A 26,746-nucleotide genomic window follows, 5' to 3' on the forward strand; every position below is an offset into this window, starting at 1 on the left:
GACGATGTCGTCGCTCGGCTCGCGGCCGTCACCGACTGTGTCGGGACGGCTGCGTAGGGTCTCCGGCATGGCAACAAAGCAGCAGCAAGTCGCGGAGATCGTCGAGGGCACGGCAGTCGGACTCGCCGCGCTCGGCGTGACCCACGTGTCGTCGTGGAAGCTCGACCTAGAGTTCGCGTTCTCGCATGCATGGCGGCGGTGGGCCTTCCGCGGCGACTACCCGTCAATCAACCGTGCGGCGAAGCCGGACAACGAGTTTTGGATCGGTGTCACGCGCTCCGAGCGCCGGAAGGGCGCAGCCGTGATCTGGCGTCATGACAGCGGTGAGTACGAGATCGTTCTCGGCAACGGCGGCTGGACGCCGGAAGAGGCGGTGCGCCTCATAGGCGACCGTCCGCTCGACGACTGGATCGCGCTCGCGAGCCCATTCAAGGAGCACCTCGAGCGCAAAGACGTGTGAACGACGGAAGCCCCGCCCCTTCTCGGCGTGGCACCGGAAAGGGCGGGGGCTTCGTTTGTGCGGTCTTCGATGCGTCTACGGACGAGGCCACCACCAGCCGTTGTATGTCGTCGATCTCCATAGACGTACCTGGACCTACGAGGTCTTAGGTGGCCCATGACTCGAGCAGTGGCCTAGGTGGGTCATTGCGCCGCTTAGGCGCATCCATGAACAGGTTCGGGTGCTACTAAGCGATACTCCCGTCCACCCTCAGGTCAAATGACTCCTCGAGAAGAGCCATACGAAGTTCCAGAGCGAGCACCCGGCTCGCCATCCCAGTAGAGAATTCGCCCGCAGCTTTACGCATGGTCATGGCATCGGTCGACGGATCCGATAGCGCTTCGATCAGTGCTTCACACTTACGAGCGGATTCCTCGATCTCTGCCTGCACACGCTGCTGGAATGCAGTGGGTTCAGCAACTGCTCCCTCCGACATCGCCTTGAGTTGAGCATGTGCCCGTTCGTGAGCGCTACGACGACTCGGCACCCAGGAGGCAATCGCAGCATCGACGATGCGTTGGTGAAGTGTTTTGCTGAGCCTCTGGACTCCCGTACCGGACATGAACCGGATCCTATGGCGATGGGCTGATGGTCCGTCTGCGTTTCACTCGGTTTGGCGGCGGTAAACGAGAATCGGACCAGAGCGCTACTCCGCGACTAGCCGTGCTCGCATCGTTCAACCTCCGGCTAAAAGAAGTGCGCCACTTCAACGCCGCGTCCCTCCGCCGCGAGTCGCGAGCGCCCTCGCCTGGTACGCAACCGTCAACGATGGTCTCTGGGCCGGCTGCGTTGACTATCGGGACGTGAATGGACCTATGTAGTCCGGGTTGACTTCCGCCAACTCCGCCAGCATCCGTTCGAGCCCCCAGTAGGGATCGAGGATCGGTCTCTTTGCCCACCCCGGATCAGCGTCTATCTCCGCGATGTCAGCTCGAAGCGATTCGTGGTCGGCCTCCGGCGCGAGGAGAGCCATCCACCTCTTCGGATTCCCGAGATGGTAATCGCCAACCATGCGCCACTCTCGTTCCCACCAGAACTCCTTATTGAGTCCTGGGCCGTTGGTCGGGCCCATCGTTTCAAAGTACGGGGCAATCCTGAGGAAAGGCTCATTCGCGAGGAGAGTGGGCCGGAGCTCTCCATCGACCGTTGCCCGCGCACATGCTTGCTCAACTAGATCGTTCATGTAGGACAGCGGCCATGTGCGTCCGTACTTGGTCATGTCGGTGTACCAGACCGGATTCGCCCCCGCGACGCGTGCGGCAACCTTGGTCGTGGCGAGCCCGTAGGGAGCGAACTGCACCTGTCGACCCTCGATTTGCTCGAGCATCATCCAGACGTGTTCCAGCGGAGTCTCAGTTAGACACACAACTCGCTGGGTGACACCCGTTCCTTCAAGCACGGGTTCGAGCTCCCGCGCGGGACCAAGTGGATTTCCGGCTGTGATCTGTCCGGCCGCAAGGATTGAAATCAGGTTCTCCCGCGCCGAGTGTCCCGGCCCGCCGTCGCGCGATAGGTGAACCAAGAACGTGGAGAGGTCCGTGCGTCGGTGGAGAAGGTCTTGGATCTTCACCATGGCCCATATCCTGTCGAGATCCGCCACCTTTCGTGTGCGTTTCAGTTGAAATGACCGCTGGCGGCAAGCTCGACTCGCCTGCGGCCGCTCCACACCGACCCGGCACATGTCGGCGGGGGCCTTTGAACGGCAGAAAATGCAGCAGGACGTGCGACCCGGCAGTGGGCTCGCCGATGAACCACCGTGGAGCTTGCTTCATGCGCTGGTCACCAGTCGAGGACGAAATCGAACGAGCGCGAGCTTAAGCTGGACAAAGTGCGTCATACCGCCGCGAGTCGGGGGATTCTGCGGCCTGGGTCATGTGTCCTTGGCGTCAGGTTCGAACCAGCGAAGTAATTCAGCTTGCTCGGTCTCAGGCGTGGGCCATGTCGCTGGGACCACCCACGCAACTCGACCGTGGGCGCATACCCGGGACCCCTCGTACAGTCGAAGCACGTCGGCCTCTTTGATCCCACGCCACTCGGGGTACTCAGCGACGAACAACGGCACGAAAATTGCGCGTGCACTCTCTCCCGGGCGAATCCCGGTGCGGGAGAAGCCCAGGATCGGGCCCGCTGTCTGAACCCCATCGGCCCATCCGGGCAGGCCCCAGTTCGGCCGATAGGTGAATCGCGTCGATGGGGCACGTCCACCAGGCAGAGGGGTCCTGCGACCTCCCGCCGCCGTCGGGACAAAGTCGAGATCGATTCCAATCGCGATCGTGCCAATCGGTTCCATACCCGCGATCGTAGGATCGTTGACTCCCTCTCGGACCGTCCCGCCCACATCAATCACAACTGCTCGCGTCATTCCGCCGCTTAGTTCGCACATGTTCCTTTAGCAGGTGCGACGATTCGGTCGTGAGCATCAGCGCGGCGCACGTCGAGCGCTTCTATACCGAAGCGAGTGATCGTGGCGAAGTGTGGACCATTCGAGACGCCGGAGGGTACCCAGCGCCGGAGGACGCCACTGGGCGACGGGCGATGCCCTTCTGGTCACTTCGCTCTCGAGTCGAGTTGGTCATCAGCTCCGTCGAGGCGTACGCAGACTTCGAGGCCGTACCAATTCCACTCGACGTCTGGCGTGAACGATGGCTTCCAGGTCTGGGCGAAGACAAGATGCTCGTCGGACTCAACTGGGCAGGGCCCCGTGCAACCGGGTGGGACCTCTCGCCGACGGACGTCGAAAGCCGCTTCCTGGACCGGAACGTCTAGGGAACCCGGCCCTGCGTCACTTCAACGCGAATGAACCAATCGGTTAGACCCCGACGGCGTGCTGACAACGTGCAGCCAGCATTTCTAGAGGTCGCTTCGTTGTGGGGAGATCGATGCCTTCGTCAACTCTCTCGGGGCCCTTCATGCGTCCCAAACATCCACCCACACGCGGTCGGCCGAAGGGGAGTCCTCCTTTGCCGACAGAACGCGGAGCGTCGATGACTCCGTGAGGCCTGTCATGACGACCTCATGGTCCGCGTCACCGATCCAGAGCTGGCGTGTAGGGGTGGATATCGAGCCTTCGAATATGACGCTGCGATCTGGGTCGATCGCGGGCGCGCTTGGCCAGTGGCGAACAATCACCGATGCTTCGGCCCAAGCGAAGTCTCCGTTGAGTGTCTCGACGTCCTGTGCGTGCCTGATCAGGACCACGACACCCTTGTCGTTCGCCGAGACCCGAGACTCGGGCACGACCTCTGGAATCTCTCCCCCCAGGCTTGGGTCGGAGAGGATCGCGATGCCCAATGCCAAGGTCGGGTCACAGCAACGGTGGTCAGAGCTTGCATGTCGCCACATTAAGAGAAGTGCTAGATGGGGTCGTCCAACACGCAGCGGTCATGGGTCGGAGCTTGCAAGTCCGCCGCGTGCCGGGTCAGACGAAAGTGCGGGGGAGGTCTCTCGCTGATGCCGGGAGCTGTTGTCGTTGTTCCCCGTGTGCTGCACCGACGATCCCATCAGCCGCGTGGGGGTGGAAGCTGTCGGCGCCGCAGCGAACCGTGTGGCGGTCCAGGGCGTGAGCCGCACCAGGCCGGCGCAAGCCCTTGGTTCCGGTTGCCGGATGACGAGGTCGAGCTAAGGGTCATCCGGTCAAGCGGGTAGCGAAGTCTGGGTGGTCATCGCTATGGCCGAGACGCCCCGCGCGGCTTTCGGTTACCAGCCGCCGGTCTTGATCGTTGCTAGACGAGACGTGATCTCGATACAGCGTCTCGCTTCGCTCGCCACCACTCGATCACCGGGTTGACCGTTGTTCAGTAGGTCCCGGGGAACTACCGACGTATCCAGATGACTTCTCGCTCCTAGGCTCACCAGGTGTCGACGAAGCGGTGGGAGCCCTCGCCCTGCCAGTCGCCGAGGGTGGCGACGATCCAGCGGCGGGTGTCGGCGGGGTCGATGACCTCGTCGAGCTCGAGCTTCATGGCGCCGTTGATCGCCTTGCCGGCCTCGTAGTGCTGGGCGACCAGCTCCTCGTAGCGCTCGGCGCGGGCCTGCTCGTCCTCGATCGCGGCGAGCTCCTTGGAGAAGCCGAGCCGCACGGCGCCCTCGAGGCCCATGCCGCCGATCTCGCCCGTCGGCCACGAGATCGTGGCGGTGGTCTCGGCGAAGCCGCCCGCCGCCATCGCCTGCGCGCCGAGCCCGTAGGCCTTGCGCAGCACGATCGTCGTCATCGGCACGCTGAGGTGCGCGGCGATCACGAACAGGCGGCTGAAGTGGCGGACCGTGGCGGTCTGCTCGCTCTCGGGGCCGACCATGAAGCCCGGGGTGTCGCACAGCGAGACCACCGGCAGGCCGTGCGAGTCGCACAGCTGCAGGAAGCGCGCCATCTTGTCGGCCGCGTCGGCGTCGATCGCGCCGCCCAGGTGCGCCGGGTTGTTCGCGACGAGGCCGTACGGGCGGCCCTCGATCCGGACGAGCGCGGTGATCGCGCCGGTGCCGAACTCGCGGCGCAGCTCCAGCACGCTGTCGGTGTCGACGAGCGATTCGATGACCGTGCGGATGTCGTAGACCTGCTTGCGGTTCTCGCCGATGACGTGGCGCAGGCGGCGCTGGTCGGCGGCGGTCCACTCGGGCTGCGCGCCCTGGAAGTAGGAGAGGTAGCGCTGGGCCACGCTGATCGCCTCGGCGTCGTCGGCCACGACGATGTCCACGACGCCGTTTGGGCCCTGCACCGACATCGGGCCGATCTGCTCGGGCGTGAAGACGCCCAGGCCGCCGCCCTCGATCATCGCGGGGCCGGCCATGCCGAGGTTCGCGTCCTCGGTGCCGATGATGACGTCGCAGCAGCCGAGCAGCGCAGCGTTGCCCGCGAAGCAGCGGCCCGTCACGATGCCGACCGTCGGAACGACGCCGCTGAGCGAGCCCATCGTGGCGAAGGTGCGCACGTTGAGGCCCGCGGCCAGCAGGTCGGCGGTGTCGGTGTCGCCGGGACGACCGCCGCCGCCCTCGGCGAACAGCACCACCGGCAGCTTCCGATCGCGTGCCAGCTCGAGCAGGCGGTCGGTCTTCTTGTGGTTGAAGTAGCCCTGCGTGCCGGCGAGCACGGTGTAGTCGTAGGCCAGCACGGCGCAGCGGCTCGACGCCTCGGACGTCGCGCCGTTGATCGTGCCGAGGCCCGTGATGATGCCGTCGGCGGGCGTGTTGGCCATGAGGTCCTCGAGGCTGCGGCGCTGCCGCTGGGCCGCGACGGTCAGCGCGCCGTACTCGGTGAACGTGCCCTCGTCCACGAGCAGGTCCACCCACTCGCGGGCGGTGAGGTGCCCGCGGGCGTGCCGCTTCGCGACGGCCTCGGTGCGGGCGTCGTCGCGGGTGCGGGCGATCCGGTCGTGCAGCTCGGCCAGGTCGGGACGGACGTGGTCGAGGTCGACGTCCTCGTCCTCGGCATGGTCGTGCTCGATGGAGTCGTCGGGCGCGACGACGGCCACCGTCTGGCCGGCCGCGACCTGGTCGCCCTCGGCGACGAGGACCTCGGTGACCGTGCCCGCGAAGCCCGCCGTGATCGGGTGCTCCATCTTCATCGACTCGAGCGTCGCCAGCGGGGTGCGCGGGCCGACGGTGTCGCCGACCTTCACCGACACCGCCAGGACGGTGCCGTTCATGACCGAGGCCACGGTGCCGGACGCGTCGGCGGAGCGTTCGGACTCGGCACGCTCGGCGAGCAGGCCGTCGAGCCACGCGGTGGTGACGTCGCCACGGCGGACGACGTCGGAGGTCAGCAGCTCGCGCAGCAGCGACACGTTCGTCCGCACGCCCTCGACCCGCAGCGCGGCGACGGCCTCGGCGGCGTCGGCGCACGCGGCGGCGTGGTCGCCTTCGGTGACGGTGATGACCTTCGCGAGCAGGGAGTCGAACGTGCCGTCGACGACGGCGCCGGGCGCGATGCCCGTGTCGACGCGGACGCCCTCGGGCGCGGTGAACTCGGTGACGGTGCCGGTGGTCGCGACGACCGTGCCGCCGACGACCTCCTCGGCGTTCACGCGCGACTGGATCGCGACGAGACCGGGGCGCGGGCGGACGTCGCCGGACAGGCCGACCTCGTCCAGGGACTGTCCGGAGGCGACGAGCAGCTGCGACCTCACGAGGTCGACGCCGGTGACCTTCTCGGTCACGGTGTGCTCGACCTGCAGGCGCGGGTTGACCTCGATGAAGACGGCGTCGAGCGGGCCGCCGTGGTGCAGCAGCTCGGCGTTGACGAGGAACTCCACCGTGGCCAGGCCGCGGTAGCCGAGGGGAGCGGTGAGGTCCTTGGCCCACGCGACCAGGCGCTCGCGGTGGGCGTCGGTGAGCGAGGGGCTCGGCGCGGTCTCGATGACCTTCTGGTGGCGGCGCTGCACCGAGCACTCGCGCTCGCCGAGCGTGACGACGGCCGAGCCGTCGCCGAGGACCTGGACCTCGATGTGCTTGGCGCTGGGCAGCAGGCGCTCGGCGTAGACGGCCGAGCTGCCGAAGGCGCGCTCGGCCTCGGAGCGGCAGCGGTCGTAGGCCTCGGCGAGGTCGGCCGGGTCGGTGACGGGACGCATGCCGCGCCCGCCGCCGCCGGAGACGGCCTTGATCATGATGCCGCCGGGGTGGCGCTCGAGGAGCGCGGTGACATCGGCGAGGCTCGCGTCCCGGTCCGTGGCGTCGAGGACGGGGACGCCCTGGGCGAGGGCGTGCTCGCGGGCGCGACCCTTGTCGCCGAAGAGCTCCAGCGTCGACGGCTCGGGACCGACGAACGTCAGACCCGAGGCCTCGCAGGCCCGGGCCAGCTCGGCGCTCTCGCTGAGGAAGCCGTAGCCGGGGTGCACGAGGTCCGAGCCGGTGAGCACGGCGGCGGCGACGATCGCCTCGACGTCGAGGTAGCCCGCGACGCCGGCCCGGGGGAGCGGGTGGCTGTCGGGACCGGCGGTGCCGGCCTCCTCGGCGGTGTGGACGTGCTGCGCCGTCCAGCCGAGCGCGAGCACCGCGCGTTCGATCCGCGCGGCGATCTCACCACGGTTGGCGATCAGGACCTTCATCGTGTCTCCCGACGTTGACAGGGGTGTCAATGCCTATCCTCGCGACTGTTGACACCTGTGTCAATGGTCACGCTAGGGTAAGGGCCATGACACAGGGCTGGGCGGTCCGCGAGGACCACGACCGCGCCGACGCCAGGCGCCACGGCGAGCTGCTCGTCGCCGCGCGCGAGGCGTTCGAGGAGCTCGGCTACGGCGCCACGACGATCGCCGAGATCACGCGCCGCGCGGGCGTCAGCCGAGCCACCTTCTACGTCTACTTCGCCTCGAAGGAGCAGGTCTTCGCGGTGCTCGCCGAGCAGGTCCGCGACCGCTTCCTGCGCGCGCAGGACCTCTCCGACCTCGACCGCGACGACGTCGACGGCGTCCTGCGCCGCACGATCGAGACCACGCTCGAGGCCACCGTCGAGAACCTCGCGCTGATGACGGTGCTCAACCACCAGGCCGTGGCCGACCCCGAGCTGCGCGCCCTGTGGAGCCAGATCCAGGGCGAGGCCGTGCACCGCACCGCCGTCTACGTCGGCCAGCACGCCAAGTCGGGTCGGGTGAATCCCGTCGCCGACCCCGAGGCGCTCGGCCTCATGGGCGCCGGCATGAACGACCGCTATGCGCCCCTCGTCGTCGCCGGCGAGACCACCGTGGCCGCCGCCGTCGAGGAGATGCACCGCATCTGGATGGCCTGCCTCGGCCGCTGAGTCAGGAGGGGCGCGAGGGTCCAGCAATCGCCGGTTCTGCTCCGGCGTGGGGCCGAGCGCTCACGGAGCGCGAGGCATGAGCGACTCTTGGCATCAAGCCGGTCCCATCTCGATCGCATGGGAGCGTGCGCTTCGGCCGAGGATGCTCGCCAGTTCCGCCAGCGCGGACTCTTGCATCATTTGAGGTTTGGTTGCCATGGCCTTGAGCAGGGCCGCGACTTGATCGGCCGGAAGTTCAGCGAGCGACCGCTGGAGCTCGGGCAGCCCATCGCAGTCGACGATGTTCGCGTCGTTGACGAGACGCATCTGCTCATCGCTGTATGCCTGAGCCGCCAGAGCCGCAAGGTAGCGTGCCTGCGCCTCTGCTTTCGACATGTCAGGACGCGGATCTCCCGTCGTCTCGACCGCGGTGTGGTCCGGCTGATTCTCTGCTACCTCGATCGCTGTGCCCGACTTGCGTGCCTTTCGACGAGCCCGACTCTCGCGTAGAACCTGGACCTTGCCGTCGTAGTAGGGGCGGGCCGTCTCCTGGACGAAGCGGTTGACGTGCGGCTTGAGACGAGCGATTCCCCTATCGATCAGGTTCTCGATGAGATCCGCGATGGCGGCCTCGAGCGCTTCCTGCTCGGGTGTTCGGCGACGCTCCTCGACAGGGACGTAGACCGTCTCGGTGACGATGAAGGGCTCGTCGTCGAGACTGTCGTCAGGAACGAATCGGGCGTTTCCCTTGAGATGACCTTCGCTGTCGAAGAGGTTCTGGTGGAGGCCACCTTCGCGCTTCTTGCCGGGAGTCAGATCATCGTCATCCCACTCGTAGTGCCCTTTGATTCGTCCCATGCACGCCGACTGTAGTTCGTGGTTGCCTCGCGCACGTGGATCTTCGGAAGCCCGCGACGGGAACGAGAAGGGCTTCGGCCGCTGAGTCAGGAGGGGCGCGAGGTGCCGAGCTGGTGGCTCGACGGCAGCGACCACGGCAGGGCCGCGTGCTCGGCCAGGAGGGCGTCGATGCGCTCGGCGACCTCGGGGGCGAACTCCGTCGCGCGCCGCGTCGTGAGGTCGACGTAGGCCTCGACGAACTCCAGGGTGCTGGCGATCTCGCCGGTGGTGCGGTTGGCCACGACCGTGACCGCGTGGACCGTCTTGGGGGCGCGCCCCAGGATCCGCAGGTACGCCGACACCTCGTGGCCCACGAGGATCTCGTGGTGGAACTGCACGTGGTGGGCGATGCTGAACGAGCTTTCCCCGGTGCGGTCGAGGAAGGCCTGATCGAGGCCCACCTGGCGCTCCCAGGACTCCTCGGCCGCGTCCATGTGCAGGTCGTAGTGCCCGCGCACGTTCACGTGGCCGTTGAGGTCGCGGTACCGCTCGGGGACCTCGCGCACGAACAGCGGGCCCAGCGCATCGACCTCGGCTAACGAGGGCAGTGCGCTCACGACGAGACCTTCGCGTTGAGCGCGGCCGCGTCGTCGGCGAGCTCGTTCTTGCGCACCTTGCCCGTGGCGGTCAGCGGCAGCGAGCCGAGCACCTTGACGAGCGGCACCTTGTAGGTGGCCATGTTGCCGCGGGCCCACGTCACGAGCTCCTCGGACGTGACGTCGCTGTCAGCGCGCGGGACGACGAAGGCGACCGGACGCTGGCCGGTGTCGGGATCGTCGGTGGGCACGACCGCGACCGAGTCGACCGCGGGGTGCTGTGCCAGCAGCATCTCGACGTCGGCGGGGAAGACGCTCATGCCGTTGACCTTGATCATCTCCTTGCGACGACCGAGGTAGTGCAGGAAGCCCTGCTCGTCGATGCGGCCGTTGTCGCCGGTGTGGATCCAGCCGTCGACCAGCTGGTCGCGGGTGGCCTCCTCGTTGCGCCAGTAGCCGTCGGTGACCGAGGGGCTGCGGACGATGATCTCGCCGACCTCGCCCAGTGGGACGGGGGTCTGCGTGCCCAGCTCGACGACCGCGATGTCGGTGCCGGGCACGGGGATGCCGCAGAACACCGGCTCGGAGAGCAGGTCGAAGTCGTTCTCGGCGAAGCCGTAGGGCACGCAGTCGATCGTGTGCGTCTCGGTCATGCCGTACGAGGACTCGCGCAGGGTGGAGCCGGGAACGAGCTCGGCCCAGCGGCGGCGGACCTCGGGGGTCATCTTGCGGATGAACGAGACGGCCTGGGGGTCCTCCAGCGAGCTGAGGTCGCGGGTCGTCAGGTCCTGCGTCTCCATCAGCTCGAGGTAGTTCTCGACCGTGCCGGTCATCAGGGTGACCCGCTCGCGCTCGATCGTGTCGACCACCTCGGCCGCGTTCCAGCGGGCCATGAGGATGCTGGTGCCGCCGAGGACGAACGGGATGAGGATGCCCAGGTCCTCGCCGGCGATCCAGAAGATCGGCAGGTAGCAGAGCGAGACGTAGCTGCCGTCGGCCGGCATCGCGGTGGCGGTGGCGGCGCTGGCCACGGTGTAGAGCATGTGGCGCTGGCTGTGCTGGCAGCCCTTCGGCATGCCGGTGGTGCCGCCGGTGTAGTTCAGGGCCGCGAGCGAGTCGAGGTCGCCGTCGTCGCCGGCGTACGGCTCGGCCGCGATCGCGGACTCCCAGCCGAACTCGCCCGTGCCGTCGGTCAGCAGGACGGGGATCGCGGGCACGCGGTCGGCGCAGGCCTCGAGCGTGGGGGAGAGTGCCTGGTTCGTGACGACGAGGACGGGCTCGCTGTCGAGCAGCTCGTAGGCGAGCTCGGCCGGCTGGAACATCGGGTTCACCGGCACGTGCACGGCGCCCAGGCGCAGCACGGCGAGGAAGGCGATGACGAACTCGGTGGAGTTGCCGAGGTAGATCGCGACGCGGTCGCCGCGGCCGACGCCGTGCGCGGACATCCACGTGGCGACGCGGCGGTGCGCGTCGTCGAGCTCGGCGTACGTGAAGCGGGTGTCACCCAGGGCGAGCGCGACCTGGTCGGGACGCTCGGCGGCCCAGTGCGAGACGTGGGCCGGGATCGTGATCTCGCCGGCGGGGTAGTGCACCTCGGCCGGGATCCCGGCGGGACGGAGGTCGGCCTGGAGCCGGCGGACGGTCTCCACGTACTGGTCGAGGGTCTGCGGGGTCGTCATGGGACGGCTGCCTCCGGGGGATCGAGGGAGACCGCGCGGGAGTGACGGCGGTCTCATTGACGTCGGTGTCAACCGAGTGAAGCGGAGTTTGACGTTCGTGTCAACAGGTCCCCGAAGGGGCAGGGTCAGCGGGGCACGTCAGTCGCGCCGACGAGGGTCATCGCCAGGTCCGCGTACTGGAACCCGATCTCGGCCGGCGTGCGGCGCGAGCCGTGCCGGTACCAGCGCGAGACGTCGATCGCGGCCGAGAAGATCATGATCCGGGCCCACTCGGGATCCGCCACGGTGAACGCACCCTGCGCCACGCCGGTGTTGATGATCTCCAGCAGGTGTTCGTCGACGTTGCGGCGCAGGGTCCAGATGTCGGCGAACTCCGGACCGCGGTGCAGGCGGATCTCGTACTCGATCGAGCGCGAGAGCAGGTTCATCTCGGCGTTCCACATCGCGAACGACGCGATGCCGAGCTTGAGCTGGGTGAGCGGGTCGCTGGCCCGGCGCGCGGGCTCGCTGAAGGAGCCGGTCGAGGCCCGGTGGCCCTCGAGTGCGATGTGGTGGAAGAGCTCCTGCTTGGACTCGAAGTGGATGTAGACCGCGGCCGGGCTCATGCCGGCGCGGTTGGCGATCTCGCGGGTCGACGCGCCGTGGTAGCCGAGGTCGGCGAAGGCCAGCGTGGCACCACGCAGGATGCGGCGAGAGGCGCCCGTGGCGCGCTCGTCCCAGAACTCCTCGATGCGCCGCTCGGCGCGCTCGCGGTCGATCAGGTAGGCCGGGGACACGGCCTGCTCCCGGCCCTGGCTGCTCGTCTCGGTCACCGTCGCGCTCCATCCTTCGGGAGGCGTGATCCGTCAGGCCTCTTTCCGAATCCCAGCATAAGCGTATGCTTAGTTTCCATCCAAGCCCTGAGGACTGTCGAAAGGTACTTTCATGACCGATGTGCGAGCCGAGCTGACGGCTTCGGTGTTCAAGGTGGAGGTCGCCGTCGGCGATGAGGTCGAGGAGGGTCAGCCCCTGGTGATCCTCGAGTCGATGAAGATGGAGATCCCGGTGATCTCCACGCGCGCCGGTCGCGTCGAAGAACTCCTGTTCTCCGAGGGAGATATCGTCGAGGAGGGCGCCGTCGTGGCGCGCCTGGCCGACTGATCCTGCCGCCTTCCCCTCCTGCCCGAGCCGGTTCGTCCGGCTCGGGCAGTGTCGTTCCGCGATGTGAAACTGAATTCAAGTTACCCATTGCCTTTGTGACGCCGATCACCTACGTTGGCATTCTGCACGACCTAAGCGAGTGCTTAGGTCGCGTGTGAACGAAGGCGGCACGAGCCGCCACCGACGACGTGAGGGGCACCAGTGAGCCACGTGTGGTCCGACGAGATCGACGAGATCTCGCGCCGGAAGCAGCTGGCCGAATTGCTCGGCGGCGAGGACAAGATCCGTCGCCAGCACGAGGCCGGGCGCAGCACCGTGCGCGAGCGGATCACCGATCTGCTCGACGCCGACTCCTTCGAGGAGATCGGCGGCATGGCCGGCTTCGCGACGTACGCCGAGGACGGCTCGACCGTTGCGGTGATGCCCGCGAACTTCCTCTTCGGCCTGGGTGAGATCGACGGCCGGCGCGTCGCGCTCGGCGCCGACGACTTCACGATCCGCGGCGGCGCCGCCGACGCGTCGATCATGGCGAAGCAGGTCGACTCCGAGCGCCTCGCGGGCGCGCTGCGCGTGCCGCTGGTCCGCCTCGTCGAGGGCACCGGCGGTGGCGGCAGCGTCCGGATGATCGAGGACGCCGGCTACACCTACGTGCCCGCGAACCCGGGCTGGGACGCGCTCGTCGACAACCTCTCGCTGGTCCCCGTCGTGGCCGCCTGCATGGGCCCCGTCGCGGGTCTCGGTGCCGGTCGCGTGGCGATGAGCCACTTCAGCGTCCTCATCGAGGGCATCTCGCAGATGTTCGTGGCCGGCCCGCCGGTCGTGAAGCACGCCACCGGCGAGAACCTCACCAAGGAGGAGCTCGGCGGCGCCGACGTGCACCGCCGCAGCGGCGCGATCGACCGGATCGTCCCCGACGAGAAGGCCGCGCTGCAGGCCGTCCGCGACTTCCTGTCCTACCTGCCGTCGAGCGTGCACGGACTGCCGCCGGTCGTCGAGGCCGTCGCCCCCGCGACAGGCGCCGAGGGCCTGGCCGACGTCGTGCCGCGCAACCGTCGCCAGCCCTACCGCCTGCGCACGATCCTCGACGCGATCTTCGACGGCGGCTCGAACTTCGAGTACGCCGGCTACGGCGCCTCGGTCTACACGGGCCTGGCCCGGCTCGACGGACACCCGGTCGGCGTCGTCGCCACCGACCCGTACAAGGGCGCCACCATGACGCCCAACGGCGCCGACGCGCTGACCCGCCTGATCGACCTGTGCGAGACGTTCCACCTGCCGATCGTCAGCCTCACCGACCAGGCCGGCATGATGATCGGCCTGCAGGCCGAGAAGTCGGCCTCGATCCGTCGCGGCGCCCGCGCCGTGGTCGCGGCCTACCAGGCCCGCGTGCCGATGGCCGAGATCATCGTGCGCCGGGTGTTCGGCGTCGGCGGCGCCGGCCAGATCAACCGCCACCGCTTCAACCGCCAGTGGGCCTGGCCCTCGGGTGACTGGGGCTCGCTGCCCGTCGAGGGCGGCGTCGAGGCCGCCTACCGCGCCGATCTCGAGGCCTCGGACGACCCCGAGGCGCTCATGGCCGACATCCACCAGCGACTCGAGGCCGCCCGCTCGCCGTTCCGCACGGCCGAGCGCTACGGCGTCGCCGACCTCATCGACCCGCGCCGCTCGCGCGAGGTGCTCACCCGCTGGGTGCGCGACGCCTACCGCGTGATCCCCGAGCAGGTCGGTCCGCCGTCCTTCGGAACGAGGCCCTGACATGGCTCCGTACCAGTCCGCCGCCGAGCTCGAGTCGCGCCTGGAGTTCGACTTCGCCACGGCCGTGGACGCCCTCGACCACCACGCGGAGCACGACGCCGACCGCCTCGCCGTCCTGTACGGCGAGACGGGCGAGCGCTTCACCTACGCCGAGTTCGCCGAGATCACCGACCACGCCGCCGGCAACCTCGCCGCGCTCGGCGTGCAGCCGGGGGAGCGCGTCAGCATCCTGACGACCCAGCCCCTGGTGTCGGCCGTGCTGATGTACGCGCTGTGGAAGGCCGGTGCCGTCTACGCCCCGGTGAACTTCCAGTACACCGGCGACCTGCTGGCGTACCAGCTCAACGACACCGCGCCCGCCGTGCTGTTCGTCGACCGCGCGATGCACGAGCGCGTCACGTCCCTCGGCGACCGGCTGGGCTGCGCGCCGAAGGTCGTCGTCATCGACGGCCTGCGCGACGGCGAGCTGGGCGAGCTGGTCAAGCCGGCACCACGACCGGCCGTCCACGTCGAGTTCGACGACCCGGCCAACGTCATCTACACGTCGGGCACCACGGGTCCCTCGAAGGGCGTCGTCCAGTCGCACCGCTGGGTCAACCAGTACTGCTGGGTCGGCCGCCGCACGCTGACCCGCGACGACGTCGTCTACAACGACCTGCCGATGTACCACGTCGGCGGCGCGCACTTCAACGTCGTGCGGGCGCTGTGGACCGGCGCCTCGGTGAGCCTGTGGGACCGCTTCAGCCCCAACGACTTCTGGCGCCGCGTCAAGGAGACCGGGTGCACCACCGCGGTGCTGCTGGACGTCATGACGCCGTGGCTGCTCAACGCCGAGCCGCGCGACGACGACCGTCGCAACCCGCTCAACAAGGTGCACATGCAGCCGCTGCCGGCCAACCATCACGACTTCGCGCTGCGATTCGGCATCGACTTCGTGACGTCCGGGTTCGGGCAGTCCGAGTCGGGCAACCCGCTCGTGACCCTGACCGAGCAGACCGGCCCGGGGGAGGGCACCCCGGACGACCTCTACCGGGGGCTGACGCACGCCGAGCTGCGGCAGGTGTTCGAGGACGACGGCCTGCTCGTCCTGCAGGGCACCGACCCGATGCCGAAGGGAATCATGGGCAAGCCCACCCCCTTCCTCGAGGTCGCGATCCTCGACGAGCGCGACCGCATCTGCGCCGACGGCGTGGTCGGCCAGCTGGCGATGCGTCCGCGGCTGCCCTCGCTCATCCACGAGGAGTACCTCGCCAAGCCCGAGGCGACCGTCAAGGCCTGGCGGAACCTGTGGTTCCACACCGGCGACGCGGCCGTGCGCGACCAGGACGGCGTCTTCACGTACATCGACCGCATGGGCGACCGCATCCGCGTCCGCGGCGAGAACATCTCGGGATTCCACATCGAGGAGATGCTCGTGAAGCACCCCTCGCTCGCCCTGGCCGCGGTCATCGCCGTGCCCAGCGGCGAGGGCGAGGAGGACGACGTCGTCGCCTTCGTGGAGGTGGCCGAAGGCCACACGTTCGATCGCGCCGCGATCGAGCAGCACTGTCTCGACACGATGCCGAAGTTCATGCGGCCGCGTGACGTGATCCCGGTGGAACAGATCCCCCGGACCCCCACCAACAAGATCGAGAAGTACAAGCTGCGCAAGCAGTGGACGGAAGGACAGGCATCATGAAGATTCGATCCCTCGGAGGAGCCGTCGTCGCGACGCTGCTTCTCTCCTTCGTCGCCGCCTGCGGTGGCGGAGGCGACGACTCCGGCGACTCCGACCGCGCGCTGCGCGTGGCGGCGGTGTCCGACGCGTCGTCGCTCGACCCGATCCGCGGCAACGCGGGCACGGACCACGTGCTGATCTACCCCCTCTACGACACGCTCATCTCGTACGACAAGGGCCTCGAGGCCCAGCCCGGCCTGGCCGAGTCGTGGGAGCAGAAGTCCCCGACCGAGCTCACGCTGAAGCTGCGCGAGGGCGTCACGTTCCACGACGGCGAGCCGTTCAACGCCGAGGCCGTCGTCTACAACTTCGAGCGCGCGAAGGGCGAGGGCTCCAACATCCAGGCCGACCTCGCCTCGGTCGACTCGGTCACCGCGGACGACGAGTACACGGTCACCTACAAGCTCAACGGCCCCGACGCCTCGCTGCTGCTCGTGCTGGCCGACCGCGCCGGCATGATGGTCTCGCCCAAGGCGGCCGAGGCCGCCGGTGGCGACCTGAGCACCAAGCCCGTCGGTGCCGGCGGCTGGGAGTTCGTCGAGTGGAAGCGCGGCTCCGTCATCAAGGTGAAGCGCTACGAGGACTACTGGGACAAGGACGCCGAGCGCGTCTCGGCGATCAACTTCAACATCATGCCGGACCCCAAGACCCGTGTGACCTCGCTGCGCTCGGGCCAGCAGGACGTCGTCATGGACGTCTCGCCCTCGGACGCCGACGGCCTCGAGAAGGCCAACAACGTCGAGGTCAGCGACACCCCGCGCGTCAACGTCAACCAGGTGTACCTGAACCGCGACTCCGAGGAGCTCGGCGACCCGAACGTCCGCAAGGCCCTCTCGCTGGCCATCGACCGTGAGGCCCTCCTCAAGAGCGCCTACTTCGGTCGTGGCTCGGTCGCCAACGGCGCCCTGCCGAGCGACTACTGGGCGGCTCCGCCGGAGTCGGTGAAGTCCGAGTACGACCCGGACGAGGCCAAGAAGCTGCTCGCCGCGGCCGGCAAGACCGACCTGTCGTTCCCGATGATCGTCAACGCCGACTCCGCCACCGTGCGCGTCGCCGAGATCCTCAAGCAGCAGTGGTCCGAGGTCGGCGTCAACGTCGACATCCAGCCGCTCGAGGTCGTCCAGGGCACGAGCGACTACTTCAACGACCGCAAGACGCCCGCCTACCTGTCGCAGTGGACGGGTCGCCCCGACCCGGCCATGACGTACCGCCTGCTGTTCTCGGCCGACGGCTACTTCAACACGTCGGACCAGTGGACCCCGGGTCTCGAGGCCGCGCTGGAGAAGGCCGACGAGTCCACCGAGCCCGCCGAGCGCAAGCCCGGCCTCGACGAGGCCGCCGAGGCGGTCTTCGCCGACACGTCGTTCTTCCCGCTCGTGTTCGGCAACTCCATCGTCGGTCTGAGCGACGACGTCAAGGGCTTCGAGGGCAACCTGCTCGGCAAGCCGAAGTTCATCGGGGTCACCCTCGGCTGAGCCGAGGACATCAAGGAGGTGACGGTCATGCCCTTGCTCGAGGTCGAAGGACTCCAGGTCCATTTCGGTCGTGACGACATCCGCGTCCAAGCCCTGCACGACGTCGATCTGACGATCGAACAGGGCGAGATCGTGGGACTGGTCGGCGAGAGCGGAAGTGGCAAGACCGTCACCTCCCTGGCCCTGATGGGCCTGCTCGACCCCAAGACCGCCCACATCACGGGGCGGGCGGTCCTGGACGGCAAGCCGCTGTGGGACGAGGACGGGAAGCGGCGCACCCCGCGCAGCGACGTCCCCATGGCGATGGTGTTCCAGGAGCCCATGACGGCGCTGGACCCCGTCTTCACGGTCGGGAGCCAGCTCATGGAGACCCTGCGGATCCGCCGCGGGATGGCCAAGTCGGCCGCCCGGGCCGAGGCGCTCTCGCTGCTCGACGCAGTGGGCATCTCGGACCCCAAGGCGCGCCTGCGCGCCTACCCGCACGAGCTGTCCGGCGGCATGCGCCAGCGCGTGATGATCGCGATCGCGCTGGCGTGCGACCCGAAGCTGCTCATCGCCGACGAGCCCACCACGGCCGTCGACGTCACGATCCAGGCCCAGCTGCTGGACCTGATCAAGTCGCTCGCGAAGGAGCGCGGCATGTCCGTGCTCTTCGTGACGCACGACCTCGGGGTCGTCTCCGAGACGTGCGACCGGATGATCACGATGTACGCCGGCCGGATCGTCGAGCGCGGTCCGGTCGACCAGGTGCTCAAGTCGCCCGGCCACCCCTACACGGCGGGCCTGCTCGCCGCGCTGCCCTCGACGGAGTCGCGCGGCGGGCGCCTGGCCACGATTCCCGGACGTGTCCCTCCGCCCGGGGAGCGTGTCGAGGGCTGCGTGTTCCGGCCGCGGTGCCCGTACGCCCGCGAGGAGTGCACGCAGCCGCAGGAGCTCATTCCCCTGACCGACCTGCGCGAGGTGCGCTGCATCCGTTCCCCCGAGCTCGACTTCGAAGGAGTCGCCTCATGACCACACCACTGCTGTCCCTCGAGGACGTCTCGGTCCGGTTCCCCGTGGGCCGCCGGCGTCACGTCACCGCCGTCGACGGCGTGACGCTGGAGCTGCGGGAGGGCGAGACGCTCGGCCTCATCGGCGAGAGCGGCTCGGGCAAGTCCACCGTGGCGCGCGCCGCGATGGGCCTCGTGCCGATCAGCGGCGGCACGGTGCGCTGGCGCGGCGAGGACGTCTCGACGTACAACGCCAAGCAGCGCCGGGCGTTCTCGGAGTCGGTGCAGATGGTCTTCCAGGACCCGCACAGCGCGCTCGACCCGCGCCGCACGATCCTGCAGAGCGTGCGCGAGCCGATGGACGTCATGGGCCGCGGCGACAAGAAGGACCGCGAGCAGGTCGCCGCGAAGGCCCTCGATGACGTCGGCCTGCCGTCGCAGATGCTCAAGCGCTACCCGCACCAGCTGAGCGGCGGCCAGAAGCAGCGCGCGAACATCGCGCGCGCCCTGGTCACCGATCCCAAGGTGCTCGTGTGCGACGAGTCCGTCGCCGCCCTCGACGTGGCCCTGCAGGCCGAGATCCTCAACCTGCTGCAGGACCTGAAGGCCGAGTACGAGCTCACCGTCCTGTTCATCAGCCACGACCTGTCGGTGGTCAGCTACCTGGCCGACCGCATCAACGTCATGTACCTGGGCAACATCGTCGAGAACGCCTCGACCGAGTCGCTCGTGGGCCAGGCGCTGCACCCCTACAGCGAGGCGCTGCTCTCGGCCCAGCCGCTCGTGCACGACTCGTCGGTCGGGCGCCGCATCACGCTGCAGGGCGACATCCCCAGCCCGCTCAACCCGCCGCCGGGCTGCCGCTTCAACACGCGCTGCCAGTTCGCGCAGGACCGCTGCCGCGAGACCAAGCCCGACCTGCTGCCGGTGCTGCCCGGTCACTCGTCGGCCTGCCTGCGCGTGGACGAGCTCTACGGCGAGCGCATCGGGAAGACGGTGTCGGCATGAGGATCCTGCGCGTGGTGGGCACCTGTCTCCTCTCGGCGATCCCCACCCTCATCCTGGCGACCCTGATCGTCTTCATGCTCCAGCGGCTCATCCCCGGCGACCCCGCCGTGGCGATCGCCGGCGAGTACGCGACCCCCGAGAACCTCGAGCGCATCCGCCAGGACCTCGGCCTCGACCAGTCGCTCATCACGCAGTACCTGACGTGGATCGGCGGCGCCTTCACCGGCGACCTCGGCACCTCGTACCAGACCGGCGAGTCGATCTCGGCGCTCGTGATGCAGCGACTGCCGCTGACCCTGATCCTCACGACGATGGCGCTCTTCGTGGCCGTCGCGGTCGGCCTGCCGTCGGGCGTCTGGGCCGCGCAGAAGGTCGACACGACCTTCGACCGCTTCCTCACCACCGGCGCCACGTTCGGCATCGCGATCCCGAACTTCTGGCTCGGCATGATGCTCATCATCGTCTTCGCGCTGAACCTGGGGTGGTTCCCCGGCCCGGGCGGCGTGAGTCTGCAGGACGACCCAGCCCAGGCGCTCAAGGGACTCGTGCTGCCGGCCCTCGCCCTGGGCCTGGTCGGCGGCGCCGAGATCTGTCGCCAGGTGCGCAGCGCGATGGTCGAGAGCCTCTCGACCGACTACGTGCGCACCCACCGCGCGAAGGGCCTGTCCAACCGCAGCATCGTGTGGAAGCACGCGCTGAAGAACTCGAGCCTGCCGTTCGCCACCATCATCGGCCTGCAGGTGTCGCGACTCATCGGTGGCGCCGTCGTCGTCGAGGCCGTGTTCGGCCTGTCCGGCATCGGCTCGCTCGCCGTCGAGGCGACCAACCAGCGTGACTACGGCGTGATCCAGGCGGTCGTGTTCGTCGCCGCCGTGATCGTCCTGTTGACGAACCTCATCGTCGACGTCTCGTACCGTCTGCTCGACCCGAGGATCTCCTGATGACCGCTGTCGACACCACCGCCAACCTGGCCGCGGGCAACCCCACGCCCACGCGCCGGGCCCGCAAGGCCGGCCGCCTCTCGGTCGGCGTGAGCTACGCGATCCTGCTGCTCGTCCTGATCGTCGTGCTGTTCGCCAACTTCCTGGCGCCCTACGACCCGAACAAGCAGGACCTCAACGCGATCCTGCTGCCGATGAGCGGCGACCACTGGCTCGGCACCGACGACCTCGGCCGTGACGTGTTCAGCCGGATGCTCTACGGCACCCGCGTCTCGGTGCTGGCGGCGCTCCTCGCCGTCGCGATCTCGGTCGTGATCGGCCTGCCGCTGGGCATCGCCGCCGGCTGGCTCAGCGGAGCCACCGACCTCATCGTCATGCGCGTCGTCGACGCGGTCATGTCCTTCCCGGCGATCGTGCTGGCGATCGGCATCACCGCGACGATGGGGCCCGACATCACCACCGCGATGATCTCGGTCGGCATCGTGATGTCACCGGCGATCCTGCGGCTGGCCAGAGCCCAGACCATGGCGATCCGGTCCGAGACCTACATCGAGGCCGCGAAGTCGTTCGGTGCGCGCGGACTGCGACGCATGGTGCTGCCGCACGTGCTGCCCAACATCATCCAGCCGATCCTCGTCCAGGTCGCGGTGCTCATGGGCTTCGCCCTGATCGCCGAGGCCAGCCTGAGCTTCCTGCAGCTGGGCGTGCAGCCGCCGACCGCCTCGTGGGGCGCCGTGCTCTCGCGCGCCTACACGTTCCTGGACCAGGCGCCGATGCAGATCTTCATCCCCGGCATCGCCATCGCCGCCACGGTGTTCGCGTTCAACATCATCGGCGACGAGATTCAGCGACTCCTCGACCCGAAGCGGAAGTGAGCTCATGTCCGTCGTGTTCATCGCCAACCGCGGCGAGATCGCCGCGCGCATCCTGCGCACGGTCCGCGAGCAGGGCCACCGGGGCGCGGTCGCGTTCCCCGAGGTCGACGCCGACCTGCCCTACGTGGGCGCTGCCGACATCACGGTGGAGCTGTCCGGGCCTCGCGACTTCGGCGACGTCGAGGCGATGGTCGCGGCAGCACGCTCGGCCGGCGCCGAACTGGTGCACCCGGGCTACGGCTTCCTGTCGGAGAAGGCGGCGTTCGCCCGAGCCGTGGAGGCCGCTGGCATGGTCTTCGTCGGTCCGTCGCCCGACGTCATCGAGCTGATGGGCGACAAGGCCGGCGCCCGCGCCGCCGCGGTGCGGGCTGGCCTGTCGGTCGCCCCCGGCTCGGACGGCGCGGTCGAGACCGTGGAGGAGGCCCGCGCGGCCGCCGACGCGGCGGGATACCCCGTGATGCTCAAGGCCGTCGCCGGTGGCGGCGGCATCGGCATGTCCGTCGTGCGCGACGCGGATGCCCTCGACGCCGCGTTCGAGACCGTGACGAGCCGCGCCGGGTCCGTGTTCGGCGACCGGCGGGTCATCGTCGAGCGCTACCTCGAGCGCTCGCGCCACATCGAGGTGCAGGTCATGGGCCTGCCCGACGGGCGCGCCGTCGCCCTGTCCGAGCGCGACTGCTCGGTGCAGCGCCGCCACCAGAAGGTGGTCGAGGAGGCGCCCTCCCCGGCGCTCGACGCGGCGTCCCGCGCGAGCCTGCTGGAGCGGGCCGCTGCGCTGACCGAGGCCGTCGGCTACGTCGGCGCCGGCACGATCGAGTTCATCCACGACCTCGACTCGGGCGAGTCCTACTTCCTCGAGATGAACACGCGTCTGCAGGTGGAGCACCCCGTGACCGAGGCGGTCCACGACGTCGACCTCGTGGCCTGGCAGCTGCGCATCGCGTCGGGCGACTCCACGGTGCCGGCGTTCCACGCCGAGCCGCGCGGCCATGCGATCGAGGTGAGGCTGTACGCCGAGGACTCCGAGCGCTTCCTGCCGCGCCCCGGCGCGATCGAGACGTGGGAGATGCCCTCGGGCGAGGGAGTCCGCGTGGACTCCGGCTACGCGCCCGGCACGAAGGTGACGCCCTTCTTCGACCCGCTGCTGGCCAAGGTCATCGTCTGGGGTCGCGACCGCGACGAGGCGCTCGAGCGGGCCCGCGACGCGATGGACCGCACGACGATCGTCGGGCCGGGCTCGAACGTGGAGTTCCTGCGCCGGGTCCTGGCCGAGCCGGAGTTCGTCGGGGCGACGCACGACACCGGCATCGTCGGCCGGATGACCTCGGCCGCCGTGCGCTGAGTCTCGATCGGCGCCGTCAGCCGCGGACGGACAGGACGCGGAAGCCCTTGCTGCTGGCGACGCGCTCGGTGGGATGACCGTGCTCGGTGAGCCAGCGCTGGAGCGAGTCGGCGCCGAGGTTCCTGCCGACGACGAGGCGCGCCTCGCCGCCGGGGCGCAGCCGCGGCAGCCACGTGAGCAGCAGCTCGTGCAGGGCCTCCTTGCCGATGCGGATCGGCGGGTTCGACCAGATCGCGTCGAACGTGAGGTCGGCCGGCACGTCCTCGGGCAGGGCCGGGTGCACCTCGAGGCCGCGCGCGTTCTCGGCCGTGAGCGCGAGCGCCCGCTCGTTCACGTCGACGGCCCACACGGTGCTGCCCTCGGCCGCCAGCGAGCACGCGATCGGGCCCCAGCCGCAACCGAGGTCGAGCACCGTGGAGCCCGTCGGCGGCGGATCGCTCTCCGCCAGCAGGATCGCGGTGGCCTTGTCGAGGGAGTCGCCCGAGAAGACGCCCGTGGAGGTCACGAAGTCGCGGCGGCGACCCCAGACCTCGACCGAGATCGTGCGCCGCTCGTCGTCGGTGACGGGCGCGCGGTCGAAGTAGTGGCTCATGCGTCTCCCTGCTCGGCGAGCCAGGCCTTCAGGACCGTGGGCTTCGCGGTGGCCCGCCACGCCTCGGTGAGCAGCTCGCGCAGCTCGGCCGGGTCGGCCTCGCCGGGGCGCACCAGCACGGCGTTCGTGTCGAACTTCCGGAAGTGCTCGATCGTGAAGTAGGGCGTGGACTCGTCCTCGACCAGCGCCTCGAGCTCGTCGCGATCGACCTTGAACGCCAGGGCGCCGGGGGAGTCGTCTCGGTCGCGCCACCACGCCACCAGCTTGCCGCCGGTCTTCACCCCGGGCATGCCCCACGAGAGGCTCGCCTCGGTGTCGGGGAACTCCAGCAGGAACGCCTCGACCTCGTCCCAGTCCATGGGGCCACGGTACGCCCGCGGGCGGACAGCGGAGGGTCGGGTGAGCGAGGGCATTCAGTCGGGCAGGCGGTCGAGGAAGGCGGCCTGGGCGGCGACGACGAGCTCGGCGGCCTCGTCGAGGCCGAACCACTGGACGCGGTCGAGCTCGGGGAAGGCCTGCATCTTTCCGGAGCCGGGCGGCCACTCGAGGTCGAACGTCCCGGGCACGACCGTCGCGGGGTCGAGGTCGGCCTCGACGGCCCACACGAGGACGTCCTTGCGGGACTGCCGCACGCTGCCGAGGTCCGTCCAAGGACCCTCGGGCACGGGGACGCCGAGCTCCTCGAGGAACTCGCGTCGGGCGGCCTCCTCGGGCGACTCGCCGTCCTCGAGGACGCCCTTCGGGATCGACCAGGCACGCTCGTGGCGCTTCGCCCAGAACGGCCCGCCGAGGTGTCCGAGCAGGACCTCGCGGCGGCCGTCGCGCACCCGGTGCAGCAACAGTCCGGCGCTGGTCAGGCGGGCCATCACTCGTCCCGGCGGCGGCGCGACTCCTCGACGCGGGCCGCGAGCTGGTCGTCGGCGGGGTAGACGACCTCCTCCAGCACCAGGCCGTGGGCCGGCATGACCTTGACGCGCGGGTCGCGCTCCTGCGCGGCGAGGATCTCGGCCGCGAACTCGGGCGCGTACCGGCGCTCGCCGACGGCCACGAGGCAGCCCATGAGCGAGCGCACCATCGAGTGGCAGAAGGCGTCGGCGCGCACCGTGGTGGCGATCGTCTCGCCGCCGCGGACGGTGCGCAGCGTGAGCAGGTTGCGGATCGTCGTGGCGCCCTCGCGCTGCTTGCAGAACGAGGCGAAGTCGTGCTCGCCGAGCAGGTGCTGCGCGGCCTGGTTCATGAGGTCGACGTCGAGCGGGCGCGGTGCCGCGGCGACCATGCGCCGCTGCATCGGGTCGGGCCCGGCGGGGTGGTCGGTCATCCGGTAGACGTAGCGGCGCTCGATCGCCGCGAACCGGGCGTCGAAGTGCTCGGGCGCCTCGGTGACGCGCAGGATGCGGATGTCGTCGGGCACGATGCGGCGCAGCCGCCGCTCGAGGACGCCCGGGTGGCTGTCGACGTCGACGTGGGCCACCTGGCCGCGCGCGTGGACGCCGGCGTCGGTGCGACCCGCGACGGTCAGCCGCGGCGGCTCGGGCAGCCGCAGGACCGTGCCGAGCGCGGACTCGAGCTCGCCCTGCACCGTGCGCAGCCCCGGCTGGGTCGCCCAGCCCCTGAACTCGGTTCCGTCGTAGGCCAGGTCGATCCGCATGCGCACCCCACCACGGTAGCGGGGCGTCGTCCGCCACCCGGCCCGGCTGTCGTCCCGGCGGAAAGCGCCTACCGTGGAGGAGTGCGCATCGTGACCGCGTTCGTCGCGGCCGCACTGGCGACGTCGGTGCTGCCGGCGGTCCCCGTGGCCTCCGCCGCGAGCTCGGGGATCCATCGGCTCCTGCTCACCCCCACCGCCGACCCGTCGCGATCGCAGTACGTGTCGTGGAGCCGGCCCGTCGCCGCGAGCGGCCAGCGGGTGGTCGCGGTCGGGCCCGACGGGATCACGCGCACCGTGCCCGCGCGGCGCAAGCTCGGCACGACCGAGCGCACGGCCGGCAGCCGCCAGTACCGCTACGTCGTGGCGCTCTCGGGTCTCGAGCCGTCCACGCGCTACCGCTACCGGGTGGTCGGCCGGGGCGTCGCGACCCGCTGGCGCGCGTTCACCACCGCGGGTCCCGCGAACCGCGCGTTCCGGATGCTGCAGTTCGGCGACACGCAGGTCGACAACGACGGGCCGCCCGACCGCATCATCGAGGCCGCGACCGAGCGCTTCCCCGACGCGCGGCTGCTGCTCCAGGCCGGCGACGTCGTGAACAAGCCCTGGGTCGGGCGTGAGTGGAGCGAGCTGCACGAGGCCCTCTCCCCGGCGGGGCAGTGGCGCAGCTGGGTCTCGTCGATCGGCAACCACGAGCAGTGCCGGGTGAGGTCCTCGTGCCGGTCCGGAGCGGGCCGCGGCTTCCGCTCCTACTTCCAGTTCCCGTCGAACGGCTTCACCGACCAGCGCCGCACGTGGTTCTTCCTCGACCAGGGCCCGGCCCGGATCATCGTGCTGGACACGTTCGGGTCCGACCTGCGGCGCCAGCGGTCGTTCCTCGCCCACGCGCTGCGCACGAACCCGCGGACGTGGTCGATCGTCCTCATGCACTCGGGCCCGTTCGCGTCGGTGGGCGACCGGAGGAACACCGAGATGCGGAAGTGGTTCCTGCCGACGCTGGAGCGGTACGACGCCGACCTCGTGCTCTCCGGCCACGACCACTCCTACGCTCGCGGACGCAAGGCCGGGGTCACCTACCTCGCGTCCGTCAGCGGACCGAAGTACTACGACTCCTCGATCCGGGACTGGAGGGCCGGCGGCGCCACGCGCGTGAAGGCGGCCTACCGGACCTCGACCTACCAGGTGATCAGCGTGTCGCCGACGCAGCTGAAGGTGCGCGCGGTCGTGGGCCACCGTGGGAAGGGCGCGCGCCCCGCGATCAAGGTCGGGAGGACCCTCGACGGGTTCACCCTCACCCGCTGACTCAGGACCCGACGAACTTCAGGGCGAGGGCGGAGTACTGCAGGCCGATCGAGGACGGCGACCGCTCGCCACCCTCGACGTACCAGCGGCACACGTCGATGCACGCCGACATGAGCAGCCGCCGCGTGCCGGGCAGGTCGGCGATGGAGAAGACGCCCTGCTCGATCCCGGCCTCGAGGATCTCGTCGAGCACCGCGATCGTGGCGCGCCGGACGTCGACGACCTTCTGGAAGTGGTCGTCGGTCAGCACCTGCAGGTCGTGGTGGACCGGGCGCGCGATGACGCTCCACTCGGCGTGCCAGGACGCGTAGGCGGCCATGAAGAGGCGCAGTCGCTCGGCCGGGTCGGAGCCGAGCGCGACCGCCTGCGTCAGCGACTCCAGCGACGCGGCGTGGCTGTCCAGGACGATCCGGAAGAACAGGTCCTCCTTGTTCGCGAAGTGCGTGTAGATGGTGCCGGGGCTCAGCTGCGCCCGCTGGGCGATCGCACGGGTGGACGCACCGTGGTAGCCCAGTTCGTGGAACGACAGGCAGGCGCCGACGAGGATCCGGTGCGTCGCGCCCTGCGCCCGCGGCTGCCAGAAGCCCGCCACCCGCATCGCGTCGTGGGTGGGGTCGCCGGTGGCTCGCGTGGTCAATCGTCACTC

26 protein-coding genes are annotated in these 26,746 nt (G+C 69.5%); 13 read left to right on the forward strand and 13 right to left on the reverse strand.

The features are described 5' to 3' along the window. Positions 1-67 precede the first annotated feature (67 nt). A complete protein-coding gene (locus BJ975_RS01205; RefSeq protein ID WP_179422854.1) occupies positions 68-460 on the forward strand; it encodes a hypothetical protein in 393 nt (130 codons plus the stop codon). Between the two features lie 226 nt (positions 461-686). On the opposite strand, the gene BJ975_RS01210 is transcribed toward BJ975_RS01205, so the two are convergent. Next, on the reverse strand, positions 687-1,061 hold the full coding sequence (locus BJ975_RS01210; protein ID WP_179422856.1) for a hypothetical protein: 375 nt from the start codon (positions 1,059-1,061) through the stop codon (positions 687-689). Positions 1,062-1,292: 231 nt separating this feature from the next. Continuing rightward, the gene (locus BJ975_RS01215; RefSeq protein WP_179422858.1) at positions 1,293-2,072 is read right to left on the reverse strand and encodes an abortive infection system antitoxin AbiGi family protein; all 780 of its coding nucleotides are present in this window, start codon (positions 2,070-2,072) and stop codon (positions 1,293-1,295) included. Between the two features lie 839 nt (positions 2,073-2,911). Here BJ975_RS01215 and BJ975_RS17215 point away from each other — a divergent pair. Next, on the forward strand, positions 2,912-3,265 hold the full coding sequence (locus BJ975_RS17215; RefSeq protein WP_179422860.1) for a DUF2750 domain-containing protein: 354 nt from the start codon (positions 2,912-2,914) through the stop codon (positions 3,263-3,265). 141 nt (positions 3,266-3,406) lie between these two features. Here the strand turns inward: BJ975_RS17215 and BJ975_RS01225 are convergent, their stop codons facing one another. Together BJ975_RS01225 and BJ975_RS01230 are read right to left on the reverse strand one after the other, a co-directional pair. Further along, a complete protein-coding gene (locus tag BJ975_RS01225) occupies positions 3,407-3,796 on the reverse strand; it encodes a hypothetical protein (protein ID WP_179422862.1) in 390 nt (129 codons plus the stop codon). 551 nt (positions 3,797-4,347) lie between these two features. After that, positions 4,348-7,536, reverse strand: coding sequence for an acetyl-CoA carboxylase family protein (locus BJ975_RS01230; RefSeq protein ID WP_179422864.1), 3,189 nt, complete (start codon positions 7,534-7,536; stop codon positions 4,348-4,350). An 86-nt stretch (positions 7,537-7,622) separates the two neighbouring features. On the opposite strand from BJ975_RS01230, the gene BJ975_RS01235 reads away from it, so the two are divergent. Next, positions 7,623-8,228, forward strand: a complete 606-nt coding sequence (locus BJ975_RS01235; protein ID WP_179422866.1) for a TetR/AcrR family transcriptional regulator — start codon at positions 7,623-7,625, stop codon at positions 8,226-8,228. 93 nt (positions 8,229-8,321) lie between these two features. On the opposite strand, the gene BJ975_RS01240 is transcribed toward BJ975_RS01235, so the two are convergent. From BJ975_RS01240 to BJ975_RS01255, 4 genes are all read right to left on the reverse strand, one after another. Further along, on the reverse strand, positions 8,322-9,065 hold the full coding sequence (locus BJ975_RS01240) for a hypothetical protein (RefSeq protein ID WP_179422868.1): 744 nt from the start codon (positions 9,063-9,065) through the stop codon (positions 8,322-8,324). Positions 9,066-9,151: 86 nt separating this feature from the next. Continuing rightward, positions 9,152-9,661 carry an acyl-CoA thioesterase gene (locus BJ975_RS01245; protein WP_179422870.1) on the reverse strand — a complete coding sequence of 170 codons (510 nt, stop codon included), beginning with the start codon at positions 9,659-9,661 and terminating at the stop codon, positions 9,152-9,154. After that, a complete protein-coding gene (locus tag BJ975_RS01250; RefSeq protein ID WP_179422872.1) occupies positions 9,658-11,319 on the reverse strand; it encodes an AMP-binding protein in 1,662 nt (553 codons plus the stop codon). The genes BJ975_RS01245 and BJ975_RS01250 overlap by 4 nt, the downstream gene beginning before the upstream one ends. A gap of 125 nt (positions 11,320-11,444) precedes the next feature. Then, on the reverse strand, positions 11,445-12,131 hold the full coding sequence (locus BJ975_RS01255; protein ID WP_179422874.1) for a TetR/AcrR family transcriptional regulator: 687 nt from the start codon (positions 12,129-12,131) through the stop codon (positions 11,445-11,447). Positions 12,132-12,243: 112 nt separating this feature from the next. Here BJ975_RS01255 and BJ975_RS01260 point away from each other — a divergent pair, with 112 nt between their 5' ends. The 9 genes from BJ975_RS01260 to BJ975_RS01300 all read left to right on the forward strand — a co-directional run bounded on the left by BJ975_RS01260 (position 12,244) and on the right by BJ975_RS01300 (position 22,561). Then, positions 12,244-12,459, forward strand: a complete 216-nt coding sequence (locus BJ975_RS01260) for a biotin/lipoyl-binding carrier protein (protein ID WP_179422876.1) — start codon at positions 12,244-12,246, stop codon at positions 12,457-12,459. Positions 12,460-12,660: 201 nt separating this feature from the next. After that, entirely contained in the window at positions 12,661-14,214 is a 1,554-nt protein-coding gene (locus BJ975_RS01265; RefSeq protein WP_179422878.1) for an acyl-CoA carboxylase subunit beta, read from the forward strand. A gap of 1 nt (position 14,215) precedes the next feature. Beyond that, the gene (locus BJ975_RS01270) at positions 14,216-15,892 is read left to right on the forward strand and encodes a class I adenylate-forming enzyme family protein (RefSeq protein ID WP_179422880.1); all 1,677 of its coding nucleotides are present in this window, start codon (positions 14,216-14,218) and stop codon (positions 15,890-15,892) included. Next, positions 15,889-17,406 (forward strand): ABC transporter substrate-binding protein, encoded by a 1,518-nt coding sequence (locus BJ975_RS01275; protein WP_179422882.1) that lies wholly within the window; start codon positions 15,889-15,891, stop codon positions 17,404-17,406. The genes BJ975_RS01270 and BJ975_RS01275 overlap by 4 nt, the downstream gene beginning before the upstream one ends. A gap of 27 nt (positions 17,407-17,433) precedes the next feature. Beyond that, a complete protein-coding gene (locus BJ975_RS01280; RefSeq protein WP_179422884.1) occupies positions 17,434-18,417 on the forward strand; it encodes an ABC transporter ATP-binding protein in 984 nt (327 codons plus the stop codon). Then, entirely contained in the window at positions 18,414-19,403 is a 990-nt protein-coding gene (locus BJ975_RS01285; protein ID WP_179422886.1) for an ABC transporter ATP-binding protein, read from the forward strand. The genes BJ975_RS01280 and BJ975_RS01285 overlap by 4 nt, the downstream gene beginning before the upstream one ends. Next, positions 19,400-20,344, forward strand: a complete 945-nt coding sequence (locus BJ975_RS01290) for an ABC transporter permease (protein ID WP_179422888.1) — start codon at positions 19,400-19,402, stop codon at positions 20,342-20,344. Before BJ975_RS01285 ends, BJ975_RS01290 begins: the two co-directional genes overlap by 4 nt. Further along, positions 20,344-21,219 carry an ABC transporter permease gene (locus BJ975_RS01295; protein ID WP_179422890.1) on the forward strand — a complete coding sequence of 292 codons (876 nt, stop codon included), beginning with the start codon at positions 20,344-20,346 and terminating at the stop codon, positions 21,217-21,219. The genes BJ975_RS01290 and BJ975_RS01295 overlap by 1 nt, the downstream gene beginning before the upstream one ends. 4 nt (positions 21,220-21,223) lie before the next feature. Further along, entirely contained in the window at positions 21,224-22,561 is a 1,338-nt protein-coding gene (locus BJ975_RS01300; RefSeq protein ID WP_179422892.1) for an acetyl-CoA carboxylase biotin carboxylase subunit, read from the forward strand. 16 nt (positions 22,562-22,577) lie between these two features. Here BJ975_RS01300 and BJ975_RS01305 read toward each other — a convergent pair whose 3' ends face one another. From BJ975_RS01305 to truA, 4 genes are read right to left on the reverse strand one after another with little or no spacing between them, the layout of a single operon-like run. Next, a complete protein-coding gene (locus BJ975_RS01305; protein WP_179422894.1) occupies positions 22,578-23,153 on the reverse strand; it encodes a class I SAM-dependent methyltransferase in 576 nt (191 codons plus the stop codon). Further along, positions 23,150-23,512, reverse strand: a complete 363-nt coding sequence (locus BJ975_RS01310) for an MmcQ/YjbR family DNA-binding protein (RefSeq protein ID WP_179422896.1) — start codon at positions 23,510-23,512, stop codon at positions 23,150-23,152. The genes BJ975_RS01305 and BJ975_RS01310 overlap by 4 nt, the downstream gene beginning before the upstream one ends. A 54-nt stretch (positions 23,513-23,566) precedes the next feature. Beyond that, the gene (locus BJ975_RS01315) at positions 23,567-24,019 is read right to left on the reverse strand and encodes an NUDIX domain-containing protein (protein ID WP_179422898.1); all 453 of its coding nucleotides are present in this window, start codon (positions 24,017-24,019) and stop codon (positions 23,567-23,569) included. Next, the gene (gene truA, locus BJ975_RS01320) at positions 24,019-24,801 is read right to left on the reverse strand and encodes a tRNA pseudouridine(38-40) synthase TruA (protein WP_179427927.1); all 783 of its coding nucleotides are present in this window, start codon (positions 24,799-24,801) and stop codon (positions 24,019-24,021) included. Before truA ends, BJ975_RS01315 begins: the two co-directional genes overlap by 1 nt. Positions 24,802-24,882: 81 nt before the next feature. Between truA and BJ975_RS01325 the strand changes: the two genes are divergently transcribed. Beyond that, positions 24,883-26,100, forward strand: a complete 1,218-nt coding sequence (locus tag BJ975_RS01325) for a fibronectin type III domain-containing protein (RefSeq protein ID WP_179422899.1) — start codon at positions 24,883-24,885, stop codon at positions 26,098-26,100. A gap of 1 nt (position 26,101) precedes the next feature. On the opposite strand, the gene BJ975_RS01330 is transcribed toward BJ975_RS01325, so the two are convergent. Then, on the reverse strand, positions 26,102-26,737 hold the full coding sequence (locus BJ975_RS01330) for a TetR/AcrR family transcriptional regulator (RefSeq protein ID WP_179422901.1): 636 nt from the start codon (positions 26,735-26,737) through the stop codon (positions 26,102-26,104). Positions 26,738-26,746 lie beyond the last annotated feature (9 nt).

The organism is Aeromicrobium tamlense (assembly GCF_013408555.1).
In the GTDB taxonomy this organism is placed as follows: domain Bacteria; phylum Actinomycetota; class Actinomycetes; order Propionibacteriales; family Nocardioidaceae; genus Aeromicrobium; species Aeromicrobium tamlense.

Bases quoted from the DNA above. Each gene is read 5' to 3' on its own strand.
- BJ975_RS01210 (WP_179422856.1), bottom strand. From the start codon at position 1,061: ATGTCCGGTACGGGAGTCCAGAGGCTCAGCAAAACACTTCACCAACGC.
- BJ975_RS01260 (WP_179422876.1), top strand. From the start codon at position 12,244: ATGACCGATGTGCGAGCCGAGCTGACGGCTTCGGTGTTCAAGGTGGAG.
- BJ975_RS01315 (WP_179422898.1), bottom strand. From the start codon at position 24,019: ATGGCCCGCCTGACCAGCGCCGGACTGTTGCTGCACCGGGTGCGCGAC.
- BJ975_RS01230 (WP_179422864.1), bottom strand. From the start codon at position 7,536: ATGAAGGTCCTGATCGCCAACCGTGGTGAGATCGCCGCGCGGATCGAA.
- BJ975_RS01205 (WP_179422854.1), top strand. From the start codon at position 68: ATGGCAACAAAGCAGCAGCAAGTCGCGGAGATCGTCGAGGGCACGGCA.
- BJ975_RS01275 (WP_179422882.1), top strand. From the start codon at position 15,889: ATGAAGATTCGATCCCTCGGAGGAGCCGTCGTCGCGACGCTGCTTCTC.
- BJ975_RS01295 (WP_179422890.1), top strand. From the start codon at position 20,344: ATGACCGCTGTCGACACCACCGCCAACCTGGCCGCGGGCAACCCCACG.
- BJ975_RS01290 (WP_179422888.1), top strand. From the start codon at position 19,400: ATGAGGATCCTGCGCGTGGTGGGCACCTGTCTCCTCTCGGCGATCCCC.
- BJ975_RS01235 (WP_179422866.1), top strand. From the start codon at position 7,623: ATGACACAGGGCTGGGCGGTCCGCGAGGACCACGACCGCGCCGACGCC.
- BJ975_RS01305 (WP_179422894.1), bottom strand. From the start codon at position 23,153: ATGAGCCACTACTTCGACCGCGCGCCCGTCACCGACGACGAGCGGCGC.
- BJ975_RS01215 (WP_179422858.1), bottom strand. From the start codon at position 2,072: ATGGTGAAGATCCAAGACCTTCTCCACCGACGCACGGACCTCTCCACG.
- BJ975_RS01250 (WP_179422872.1), bottom strand. From the start codon at position 11,319: ATGACGACCCCGCAGACCCTCGACCAGTACGTGGAGACCGTCCGCCGG.
- BJ975_RS01280 (WP_179422884.1), top strand. From the start codon at position 17,434: ATGCCCTTGCTCGAGGTCGAAGGACTCCAGGTCCATTTCGGTCGTGAC.
- BJ975_RS01285 (WP_179422886.1), top strand. From the start codon at position 18,414: ATGACCACACCACTGCTGTCCCTCGAGGACGTCTCGGTCCGGTTCCCC.
- BJ975_RS01310 (WP_179422896.1), bottom strand. From the start codon at position 23,512: ATGGACTGGGACGAGGTCGAGGCGTTCCTGCTGGAGTTCCCCGACACC.
- truA (WP_179427927.1), bottom strand. From the start codon at position 24,801: ATGCGGATCGACCTGGCCTACGACGGAACCGAGTTCAGGGGCTGGGCG.
- BJ975_RS01270 (WP_179422880.1), top strand. From the start codon at position 14,216: ATGGCTCCGTACCAGTCCGCCGCCGAGCTCGAGTCGCGCCTGGAGTTC.
- BJ975_RS01300 (WP_179422892.1), top strand. From the start codon at position 21,224: ATGTCCGTCGTGTTCATCGCCAACCGCGGCGAGATCGCCGCGCGCATC.
- BJ975_RS01240 (WP_179422868.1), bottom strand. From the start codon at position 9,065: ATGGGACGAATCAAAGGGCACTACGAGTGGGATGACGATGATCTGACT.